The 10,938-nt window shown below is 63.1% G+C and carries 10 protein-coding genes; all 10 read left to right on the top strand.

All coding sequences use genetic code 11. The features are described from left to right. On the top strand, positions 1 to 341 hold a 341-nt coding region (locus JMJ95_RS11575; RefSeq protein ID WP_290685459.1), incomplete at its 5' end, for a CoA transferase. Between the two features lie 131 nt (positions 342 to 472). Continuing rightward, entirely contained in the window at positions 473 to 1,030 is a 558-nt protein-coding gene (locus tag JMJ95_RS11570) for a DUF2877 domain-containing protein (RefSeq protein WP_290685457.1), read from the top strand. A 20-nt stretch (positions 1,031 to 1,050) separates the two neighbouring features. Then, positions 1,051 to 2,610, top strand: coding sequence for an acyl-CoA synthetase FdrA (gene fdrA, locus JMJ95_RS11565; RefSeq protein WP_290685455.1), 1,560 nt, complete (start codon positions 1,051 to 1,053; stop codon positions 2,608 to 2,610). A 2-nt stretch (positions 2,611 to 2,612) separates the two neighbouring features. After that, positions 2,613 to 2,789, top strand: coding sequence for a hypothetical protein (locus tag JMJ95_RS11560; RefSeq protein WP_166670211.1), 177 nt, complete (start codon positions 2,613 to 2,615; stop codon positions 2,787 to 2,789). Between the two features lie 2 nt (positions 2,790 to 2,791). Next, positions 2,792 to 4,051: a DUF1116 domain-containing protein gene (locus JMJ95_RS11555; RefSeq protein WP_290685453.1), complete on the top strand. Its 1,260-nt coding sequence runs from the start codon at positions 2,792 to 2,794 to the stop codon at positions 4,049 to 4,051. Positions 4,052 to 4,096: 45 nt separating this feature from the next. After that, positions 4,097 to 4,900 carry a cyclase family protein gene (locus tag JMJ95_RS11550; RefSeq protein WP_290685451.1) on the top strand — a complete coding sequence of 268 codons (804 nt, stop codon included), beginning with the start codon at positions 4,097 to 4,099 and terminating at the stop codon, positions 4,898 to 4,900. A gap of 117 nt (positions 4,901 to 5,017) precedes the next feature. After that, a complete protein-coding gene (locus tag JMJ95_RS11545; protein ID WP_290685450.1) occupies positions 5,018 to 5,896 on the top strand; it encodes a xanthine dehydrogenase family protein subunit M in 879 nt (292 codons plus the stop codon). Further along, the gene (locus JMJ95_RS11540) at positions 5,890 to 6,390 is read left to right on the top strand and encodes a (2Fe-2S)-binding protein (protein WP_290685461.1); all 501 of its coding nucleotides are present in this window, start codon (positions 5,890 to 5,892) and stop codon (positions 6,388 to 6,390) included. Before JMJ95_RS11545 ends, JMJ95_RS11540 begins: the two co-directional genes overlap by 7 nt. 15 nt (positions 6,391 to 6,405) lie before the next feature. Then, the gene (locus JMJ95_RS11535) at positions 6,406 to 8,823 is read left to right on the top strand and encodes a xanthine dehydrogenase family protein molybdopterin-binding subunit (protein WP_290685449.1); all 2,418 of its coding nucleotides are present in this window, start codon (positions 6,406 to 6,408) and stop codon (positions 8,821 to 8,823) included. A 110-nt stretch (positions 8,824 to 8,933) separates the two neighbouring features. After that, positions 8,934 to 10,856 carry an aldehyde ferredoxin oxidoreductase family protein gene (locus JMJ95_RS11530; protein WP_290685448.1) on the top strand — a complete coding sequence of 641 codons (1,923 nt, stop codon included), beginning with the start codon at positions 8,934 to 8,936 and terminating at the stop codon, positions 10,854 to 10,856. The last annotated feature ends 82 nt before the right edge of the window (positions 10,857 to 10,938 follow it).

The following is a 10,938-nucleotide window of genomic DNA, read 5'->3' as shown; positions in this document are numbered from 1 at the left end:
ACGCCCTGAAGGAAATACTCGAGGAGAGGACCATGAAGAATACTTCGGAGCACTGGCTTGCCGAGTTTGAAAAGGCGCATGTCCCGAGCGGGCCCATCAACGACATAGCCCACGTGGTCAACGACCCTCAGGTGCTTGCCCGGAAGATGATCGTGGACGTGGTTCACCCCGTGGCCGGAGTCATGAAGATCCCCGGCGTTCCGATCAAGTTCTCCGAAACCCCCTCCGAAATCGAGGCCCCTGCGCCGCTGCTCGGCGAGCATACGGAGAAGGTCCTGACGTCGTATCTCGGATTCTCCGCTGCCGAGTTCGAGGAGCTCAAAAAGGACGGCGTTGTCTGATCGGAATTGCACTCCACGTCTCCGGACGGAGCGCCGACACCGGCCGAAAGCCGGTATCCCTTTCCGTCCGCGAGATATACAGAAGAACGGTCAACCTCGAAGAAGGAGAGAAGCGGAGACGATGGTCCCTCGTGACCTCCCCTGAGGACATGGGGCCGAGAACCTTCCTTGTGGAAACGCTCCCGCCGGTCCGGGCGGGGGAAAGAATTGCCGTCCGCCCTGCGGACGTTCGGGTGACCTACGATCCCGCCCTTCCGGCGGAAAAGATGAACCCCCGCTGGAAAGGGCTCGTTGCCGAGTGGGGGGATTTTCTTGCCGGCGAGCTGTCGGATTTGCAGGAGCCGGTCATCCGGCGGGCCTGGAATGAACTCGTCGGCCTCGGGCCGGGCAGCACCCCAGCGGGGGATGATTTTCTTTCCGGTCTTGCCGCGGGCATGCTCTGGCAGGGGAAAGACGTTCCTTTTCACCCTGTCCCCGCCCTCACGTCGTGGCTCTCGGGAGAAATGCTCCGGGACGCCTTCGCAGGGGGCATCTGGTTTCGGGCGAAACGGCTTCTCCGCGCTCTTGCATCGGAAGATCCGGGGGCAGTGACGGGGAGTGCCGGGAGTATTGCGGACTGGGGTCATACCTCCGGCCGGGCCTGGCTGGCGGGGCTTGCGGAAGCCCTCTGCCGGGAGCGGACCGGATAAGCGGGAAAGGAGGAGAAACTGTGCCCTCTTCACATCAGCGGATTGAAATTGTCCGGAGGACCTATTACGACAGCGTCACCCTCATGCTCGTGGCAAAGGAGCTCCTGAAGGACGGAAGTCTCTCAGCGGCCTCCCTGAGCATGGGAACCGAGGCGAACTACAAGATCTTGGGGTCGGGCGGGTTCGACCTCGATGGCGTGGACGCCACACCCAACGATCTCATCATCGCCATCAAAACGGATGCTCCGGAGGCGGAGAGAGAGTCCGTCCTGACGGCCGCCCTGGAAAAGGCGAAGGAATATCTCGCAAATCCTCCCGGAAGAAAAGCGGATTCAGGGGGGGATTACCGTCCCAAGAGCCTTGAAGGAGCGCTCTCGGTCCTCCCCGACGCGAACCTCGCCCTGATCTCCGTGGCGGGGAAATACGCCGGAGATCTAGCCATGGACTGCATCGGGAAGGGACTCAACGTCATGCTCTATTCCGACAACGTGCCGGTGGAGAAGGAAGTGGAAATCAAGAAGGCGGCCGCTGAAAAAGGGCTTCTCGTCATGGGCCCCGACTGCGGCACCCTCATCGTCCGGGGCGTTGCCATGGGCATGGCCAACGCCTGCCCTCCGGGACCGGTGAGCATCGTCGCAGCCGCAGGCACCGGGCTCCAGGAGGTTCACGTCCAGCTCGCCAAGCGGGGAGTGGGCGTCCTCCACGGCATCGGAACGGGAGGCAGGGATGTCCGCCGCGAAGTGGGTGGCATCATGTGCCTCCAGGCAGTGAATGCCCTTCTCGCCGACGGCGAGGTGGAGGTGCTCACCGTCCTCGGCAAGCCGCCCGCACCGGAGGTGGAGCAGAAGATCCTCCAGGCCGTGAAGGCGGGGAAGAAGCCTGCCGTTCTCGGCTTCATCGGCGGCGAGGCGAAGGGTGATTCCGACGGCGTCTTCATCTGCCGGGAGCTCGAGGAAACCGCCGCCGTGGCCGCTGCGCTGGCAAAGGGCGAGGACGGGGTCCGCGCACGGGAGAACCTCTTCCGGGAGTATGAAGCGCTCCGGCAGAGGGCCGAAACCATCGGAAAGCGGAAGGGATATCTCCGGGGGCTCTATTCCGGCGGAACCCTGTGCTACGAAGGACAGCTCATCGCCAGGGACATTCTCGGTCCCATCCGGAGCAACACTCCCCTGGAAAAAGAGATGAAGCTCGAAGACAGCCTGAAAAGTGAACAGCATTCCATGGTGGATTACGGCGAGGACGAATTCACCCAGGGGCGGCTGCACCCCATGATCGACGTCTCGCTCCGGGCGGAGCGGATTTACGAGGAGGCCAGGGACCCCGAAGTGGGAGTGATCCTCTTCGATGTGGTCCTCGGCTACGGGTGCAACGACAATCCCGCCGCGGGGCTCGCGGAAGGGATCCGCAAGGCCCGGTCCGTCGCCGGCGATCGGATCGCCTTTGTGGCGTCCATCTGCGGCGTGGACACGGATCCCCAGAATGCGTCGGAGCAGCGGAAGATTCTCGAGGAGCTGGGCGTGCATGTCTGCGACAGCAACGCCCGGGCGGCCCGCCTGGCGGCCATGATCCTGGAGGGATGACCATGTCCATGACGAAACTGCTCAAGGAAGGACCCAAGGTTGTGAATATCGGCGTGGAGCAGTTTTACGCCGATCTGAAGACGCAGAAGGCGGAGGCGGTCTCCATGGACTGGAAACCCTCCGCTGCGGGCGGGGATCTTCTTGCCCGGCTGAAAAAGCTCAGGAAGGGAGGAAACTGACAGTGATCGACATCGAAAAAGCGAACGGGGAGGCCCTCTCCCGGCTGCTTTCCGCCCAGCCTGTGGTGGTGGGAATGGGGAAGGCGAAGGATATTGTGCCGGGAATGAAGGACAGGATGCTTCTTCACGCAGGGCCTCCGCTTACGTGGGAGACGGCGTCCGGACCCATCCGGGGGGGCGTCATGGCCGCATGCATGTACGAAGGGTGGGCGGATACCCCCGAGGAGGCCGAGAAACTCGCGGCAAGCGGGGGCATCACCTTCGACCCCTGCCACCATCACCACGCTGTGGGCCCCATGGCAGGGATCGTCTCTCCGAGCATGCCCGTCTTCGTCCTTGAAAACAGGACGGCGGGCAACAAATCCTATGTCACCATGAACGAGGGGCTCGGCAAGGTGCTCCGCATGGGGGCCTTCGCTCCCGAGGTCATCGAGAGGCTCCGGTGGATGGAAAAGGTCCTGTACCCCGTCCTTGACGCCGGAATCAGGCTCAGCGCGGAGCGGGGGCAGGAGCTGGACGTGAAGAACATGATCGCCCAGGCGCTCCACATGGGTGACGAACTCCACAACAGGAACAAGGCGGGGACATCCCTCTTCCTGAGGGCCATCGCTCCCTTCCTCGTGGAAACCTGCAAAAACGCCGCGGATCTCGCGGAGGTCCTACGGTTCATCGACAAGAACGACCATTTCTTCCTGAATCTCGCCATGGCGGCCGGCAAGGTGTCCACGGAAGCGGCCCACGGCGTGGAGGGCTCGAGCCTCGTAACCATCATGGCCCGGAACGGCACAGAGTTCGGCATCAAGGTGTCCGGCCTCGGGGACGACTGGTTTACCTGCGAGGCGGCCCTTCCGGATGTTCTTCTCTTCCCCGGCTTCACCAGGGAGGACACCAACCGGGACATCGGCGACAGCGCCATCATGGAGACCTACGGCGTGGGGGGCTTCGCCCTCGCCGCCGCCCCGGCCATTGTCCAGTTCATCGGCGGAACGCCGAAGGACGCGGTGAACTACACCCTCGAAATGTACGAGATCACCGAGGGCGAAAACAACATGTTCACCATTCCCGCCCTGAACTTCAGGGGAACTCCCACGGGGATCGACATTCTCAAGGTGGCGGAAACGGGAGTGACTCCCGTTCTTGATACGGGCGCGGCCCACAGGGAACCCGGAAAGGGCCAGGTGGGCGCAGGAATCGTCCGGATGCCTGCGGAGGCCTTTCTCAAGGCCGCCGAGGCGTTCGCGGACCGGTACCTGGGCGAATGACCCGGGAAGACCGGATTGATTCAATCTAAAAGGAGGCGTTTTTGAATGAGCAAGAGTCTCGAACTGAAGAACTGGGCAAACATCAAGGTCTATGACCTCACCATTCCCATCGGCGTGCAGACCCCGCCCTGGCCCACCTATGAACCCCTCCAGGTGAAGTATTTCAAGCGCCTGGCCCCCAACGGAGCCAACGGGCAGCTTCTGACCCACTCCAACCACGTGGGAACCCACCTTGACGGCCCCATCCACTTCTGCGGCCACGGCGGCGACATTGCCAGCCTGCCCCTGAAGGATTTCCTCGTGGGCCCCGGTGTCGTGGTGGACATCAAGGACATCGCCGAGGACTACGGCATCTACACCCCAGAGGATCTCGAGGCCCGGGCGGACATCCGTGACGGCGACATCCTCATCATCAACACCGGCTACCACAGGTACGGCTGGAACGAGCCCGAGGCCGACGAAGTCCGGTACATGGTAAAGCACCCCGGACCCACCCGGGAGTTCGCCACGTGGGCCCTGAAGAGAAAGATCAAGTGGATCGGCGTGGACTGCGGTTCCGCTGACCACCCCATGAACACCAAGATCCGGGAGTGGATGCCCGTCCAGGCCAGGCAGGCCGACGCCCACCTGAAGAAGAAGTACGGCAAGGGCCTTGACGACTTCTTCCCTGAAGAGGACTACCAGGTGATGCACATCGCCCTCTTCCCCAGCAACCTGATCCATGCCGAGTGCGTGGCGGGCGATATCGACCTGGTCAGCGGCAAGCGCGTCACCATCGGCTGCTTCCCCTGGCGCTTCGTCGGCGGAGAATCCTGCATTTCCCGCATCGTCGCTTTCGCAGAGGAATAAATCAGCTTCTTCGGGCGTCTCCTTTTGGGGACGCCCTTTTCCATAGGGCAGGCGGCCGCCGCGGCGGCATTCCCTGTGTCGTGCCGTTCGCCTGTGTTCTTTCGGGGGGTGGTTTTCATGCTGGCTTTTGAAATGGAGCGGCCCAGGTCTCTCGCCTCAGCGGCGGAGATCCTGGAGAAACACGGTTCTCAGGCCATGGTGAAGGCGGGAGGAACGGACGTTCTCGTCTGGATGCGGAAACACGTGGTCCATCCCGCTGTCCTGGTCGATCTTTCGGAAATACCCGAACTCAGGGGAATCTCCTTCTACCCTCATCGGGGCATCAAGATCGGGGCCCTCGCCACAGTAAACGAAGCGGCGGAGAACGAGGATGTGAAACGCTACTATCCCGTCCTCCGGGACGCCTGCCTTTCCCATTCCGACGTCCTCATCCGGAACAAGGCCACGGTCCTCGGCAATATCTGCGCTTCCGTCCCCTCCGGGGACATCATCCCCTCCTTCGCCGTCTACGAGGCGGTGCTCCATGTTTTCGGCCCGGGCGGCGAGCGGGACATCCCCTTCGCCGACTTCATCACCGGACCGAGGAAGAACTGCCTCAATCCCGGCGAGATCGTGACCGCCGCGACCCTTCCCCTTCCCGGGGAGAGAAGTGCCGGATGCTACCTCAAGCTTGCCCGGCGCAATGCCCTCGACCTTGCCCAGGTGGGAGTGGCTTGCCTTGCCGTGGACGGCGAGGGGGGGAGAACTTACAGGATCGCCTGCGGGGCGGTTGCCCCGAGGCCGGTCCGGGCTGCGGAGGCGGAGAAGATCCTCCAGGGGGCTGCCGCTCCCGGGGATGACCTTCTCGAAAAGGCCGGGAAGGCGGCCGCCGAGGCAACCAATCCTATCACCGACGTCCGGGCGTCGCGGGAATATCGGCTCTCCATGGTGGACGAGCTGACCAAAAGGGCGGTGGCTCTCTGCGCGGAGAGACTCCAGGGAGGAAGTGCATCATGAAAAGAGACGTTCATTTCATTCTCAACGGGAGGCCGGTGACCTTTTCCGCGGAGCCCCGGACGACCCTTCTCCGGGCCCTCCGGGAATACGGCGTCACCAGCGTCAAGCGGGGCTGCGAGGAAGGGGAGTGCGGCACCTGCACCGTGGTGATCGACGACCTGGCCCAGAAATCCTGCATGGTCCTCGCTCTCGAGGCGGAAGGCAAATCCGTCCTGACCGTGGAGGGGCTTGTGGGTCCCAGGGGTGAACTCCATCCCATCCAGCGGGCTTTTATTGACGAAGGGGCCATTCAGTGCGGTTTCTGCACTCCGGGGATGATCATGTCCGCCTACGCGTTTCTCCGGAAGAACCCGGATCCCACGGAAGAGGACATCCGGGTCGCCCTGGCGGGAAACCTGTGCCGCTGCACGGGCTACATTCCCATCTTCAGGGCTGTGCGCAAAGCTGCGGCGGCCATGCGCGAGCTGGGGCACATCCCCGGCGGCGCGCGGTGACGGGAGGTGTCTGCCATGAAACAGACCGTTACAAGCAGCGGCGTGGGAACGTGGACCGAGAGAAAGTACGACGTGGAAAAGGCCGCGGGGACCCTGGCCTTCACCGATGATCTTCGGTTCGGGCCGGAGCTGCTCCACGCAAGGGCAGTCCGCTCCACGGTGGCCCACGGCGAGATCCTGTCCATCGACGTCTCCGAAGCCCTCAAGGTGAAGGGCGTCGTCAAGGTGGTCACCGGAAAGGACTTCGTCCACCGCTTCGGCCTCTACCTGATGGACCGCACACCCATGGCCATCGGCAAGGTCCGCTACATGGGCGAACCGGTGGCCCTGGTGATCGCCGAGTCTGAGGAGGCGGCGGAGGAGGGGATGCTCAAGGTCACTGCGAAATACCGGGAGCTGCCCCCCATCTTCGACCCCGTCAAGGCCGCCACGGATAACTCGGTCCTGGTCCATCCCGAACTGGAAACCTACGACCACGTGGACTTCATCACCCCCTTCCCCGGAACGAACATCGGCAACTGGTTCCGCATCCGCAGGGGCGACGTGGACAAGGCTTTCTCCGAGGCGGAATACATCGTGGAAGAAGCGGTGAACTGCCCCCAGATCGCCCACGGCTTCCTCGAGCCCCACTGCTGCATCTGCAGGGAAGACCCCGCCACGGGTGACCTGACCATCTGGTCCACCGCCCAGTCGGCCTTCGCCCTCCGGGATATCGTGGCCAAGGGACTGAAATATCCCCTGAGCAAAATCCGGGTCATCGCTCCTCCCATCGGCGGAGGCTTCGGCGGAAAAGCGGGGATGACGGTGGAGGCTCTCTGCCTCGCCGGCGCCATGAACCCCGAAGTCAGGGGCAGGCCGGTGAAGCTCTATATCCCCAGGGAGGAAGTGCTTCTCACGTCCTGGGTGCGCCAGGCCTACGTGGCCAAGATCAAGCTCGGCATCGACAAAGACGGAAAAATAACCGCCATCCGGAACACCTTCTACTTCGACACCGGCATTTCCGCCGAGTACGGTGCGAACCCCGTCCGGAGCGCAGGCTACTCCTCCACGGGGTGCTACTACATCCCCAACGTCTGGACCGACAGTTACGCCGTCTACACCAACAAGCCCTTCGGGGGCGCCTACCGGGGCTTCGGCCTTCCGGAGCTCATGGGCGCCATGGAAGTGGTCATCGACATCGCCGCGAGAAAAGTCGGCATGGACCCCATCGAGTTCCGCCTGAAGAACATCCTGAAGCCGGGCCTGCCCACCTGCACGGGCATGCCCATGAACAACCACGCCCTTGACACCATCGTGGGCAAGGTGGTGGACCGAATCAGGCTCAACGAAAAAGAGCCCGCCACGCGGAAGGGATGGGTTCGGGGCAAGGGGTTCGCCCTCGCCCTGAAGGCACCCGCCATGCCGGCGGACGCCGCGTCCTCGGCCATAGTCAAGATACTGGGAGACGGAACGGTGGAGGTTCTGGCCGCCACCATGGACATGGGGCAGGGGGCCTACACGGCCTATTCCCAGATGGTCTCCGAAGAACTGGGCATCCCCGTCGAGAAAATCAAGTGCCTCTACCCTGATACCCAGAGCCACCCCTACGACTGGCAGACGGTGGCCAGCCGCTCATGCTGGTCCATGGGCATGGCGGTGAAGCGGGCGGCGGCGGATGTTCGGCAGAAGATCCTCGCCCTCTACGCCGAGTACTGGCAGGTGGAACCGGAGAGCATCACCATCGAGCACGGAATCGTGAAATGCAGAAAGAAAGGCAAGGCGGAACCCTTCGACGAACGTATACAGAACGGATTCCTCATGCCCGACGGAAACTACAAGGGCGGCCCTGTGATCGGCACGGGCAGTTTCGTGCCGCCTGATGTGATCTACCCCGACCCCGAGACGGGACAGTCTCCCAAGAGCGTTGTCCACTTCACCGTGGGAGCCGTGGGGATCGACGTGGAGGTGGATCCCGCCACCGGAGCCGTGGAAGTGAACAAGGTCTCCGCGGGGTATGACGTGGGGAAGGCCATCTCTCCCGTCAACGTGAAGGGACAGATCGAGGGGGGCACCGTCCAGGGCATATCGGCGGGGCTCATGGAGGGCATGTACTACGACGAACACGGCAGGCTCCTCACCCCCGACTTCACGGACTACAAGATTGCCACGGCGCTTGACGTGCCCCCCGACCTGGACGCCTTCTGGGAGGAAACTCCGGAAGAGCTCTCTCCCTACGGCAACAGGGGAGTGGGAGAACACTCCATGATCTCTCCCGCTCCGGCCATGGACAACGCCCTCTTCGATGCCCTGGGGATCAGGATCCACAGTTACCCCCTCGGAAGGGAGCGGGTCTACAAGGCCATCCAGGCGAAGAAAAAGGGAGAGACGGATCTCTGGGAATACCCCTACGCCATGGAGCAGTCCTACAAGAACGCCATCAAGGAATGGAAGTAATTCTCCGGGACCTGTGGTAGAACCTTTTAGTGCAACCGGTCGCTTACAATGGCCGGTTGCACCCCGGGCTCCATGATGACAGAAAAAGAGCAACAAAGGATGTGACGGATGTGCCGGAAACTAAAACGGGAAGGGTTGCCTGGGTCGGCCTGACGGATAAAAGGGTGGAAATCCGGGAAACGCCTGATTTTTACGGGAACCTCGGCGGCCGTGGATTCGGCGTGTTCGAGCTTCTTCGGGGCGTTGGACCTGAGGCGGCCCCCCTGTCCGCTGAAAACCTTCTCGTGTTCGCGGCGGGAAGCCTCACCGGGACGTCCTTTCCCGGAAGCTCCAGGATCGCCCTGGTGACGAAGAACGTCCTGAGCGGCGGCATCTCTACGTCCAGCGGCGGCGGAAACCTTGGGCCGAAGTTCCGGCAGGCAGGGTTCGACGCCCTGGTGATCTCCGGGCGGGCCTCCTCTCCCTGCTGGATTCTGCTGAAGGACGGACAGGTGGAAATCCGGGACGGTTCGGATCTCTGGGGGCTTTCCGTCTCCGAAGCGGCGGACGCTGTCCGGACAGTGACCGGCGATCCTGAGGCGGAGACGGCGTCCATAGGCATCGCCGGCGAACGGCTCGCCGCTGTGTCCTGCGTCATGATCGGCGGGGCTCACGCCCTGGCGTGGGGGGGATCCGGCGCCGTCATGGGGTTCAAGAACCTCAAGGCCGTGGCCGCCTCGGGGAGGGGCGTCCCGAAAGCGGCGGACGAGGCCGCCTTTCTTTCCGAGAGCCGCCGGTATTCCTGGATACTCAGGGCGTCGTCAGCGTCGGCCGCCCTTCGGGCCGGGGGGACCCACGGCATGGCGGGCGTGGGCGGATGGAGCGGCAAAGTCCCCACCTCGGTGAGGAACCTCCAGGAAGAATTCTGGGACGGTGAAAAGTCAGCCCGCATCAGCGAGGCAGCCTTCCGTCCCATGGAGAAGAAGCGGACCTCCTGCTGGAACTGCCCTCTCTCCTGTCTCCATCTCTACGAAACGGAACGGGACGGAAAGAGGATCGAGGTGGAGGGCATGCATGCAAACTCGGTCCGGGGGCTGGGGTCCAACCTCGACCTGGACGACCCTGCCGCCCTTCTCGAGGCCCACAGGCTCTGCAACGATTCCGGTCTTGACGTGGACGGCGTCGCCGCTGCCCTCGGCTGGGCCATAGAGTGTTTCGAGCGGGGGATTCTCGGCCCTGCGGACACGGACGGCCTGGAGCTCCGCTGGGGAAACGGGGAGTCGATCCTTGCCCTTATCGGGATGATCGCCGAACGCAAGGGATTCGGCCGCCTGCTCGGCGAAGGTGTTCTCGAGGCGGCGAAAACTGTGGGCCGGGGCAGCGAACAGTTCGCCATGCACGTCAAGGGTGTCGGGCTGAACGAGCAGGGCGTCCGGTCCCACAAGGCATGGGGGTTCGGCATGGCGGTAAGCGCCAGGGGAGGAGGACACCTCAACGGCTCGCCCCAGACGGAAAACAGGCAGATTCCATCCTGGACCGGGCAATGGCTCTTCGGCAACGAAAACGCGGGAGTGCCCGGATCCTACGAGGGGAAGGGAAAGCTCGTGGCCTGGTACGAAATCTACAAGGCCATCGTCGACTCGGCGGGGATGTGCTATTTTGCCTCCGGGTGGTACGATCCCGCTCTGGCGGATATTCAGCCCCTTTCCCGCGCCCTTGAGGCCTTCGGCTGCGAAGGGCTGACTCCCGAAGAGATCTGGAGAAGGGGACGGCGTATCGTCGAGGCCGAAAAAGCCTTCAACACGGTCCATGCCGGATTCGGCAGAAAAGACGACATTCTGCCGGCCAGGGTTATGGAGGAGCCCCTCACCTTCGGTCCCTATGCGGGAGCGGTGATGGACAGGCCGTCCTTTGAGAAGGTGCTCGACGAGTTCTACCGTGAACGGGGCTGGGACCCCGGAACGGGCCTTCAGACCGCTGAAGGGCTTATGGAAACCGGAGCCCCGGATATCGCGGAATACCTGCGGAAGGGGAGATGGCCGGAAACGTCGTGATGTCTGACGCGAGGCGTTTTTTCCCGAGGCTTCCGGTCCCGGTCCGGTCCGGCACGGTTTCGCCGGCTTGAATGAGATCATC

The sequence above is a fragment of the Aminivibrio sp. genome (assembly GCF_016756745.1).
GTDB lineage: Bacteria > Synergistota > Synergistia > Synergistales > Aminobacteriaceae > Aminivibrio.
This window is presented reverse-complemented; position numbering and strand designations above follow the sequence as displayed.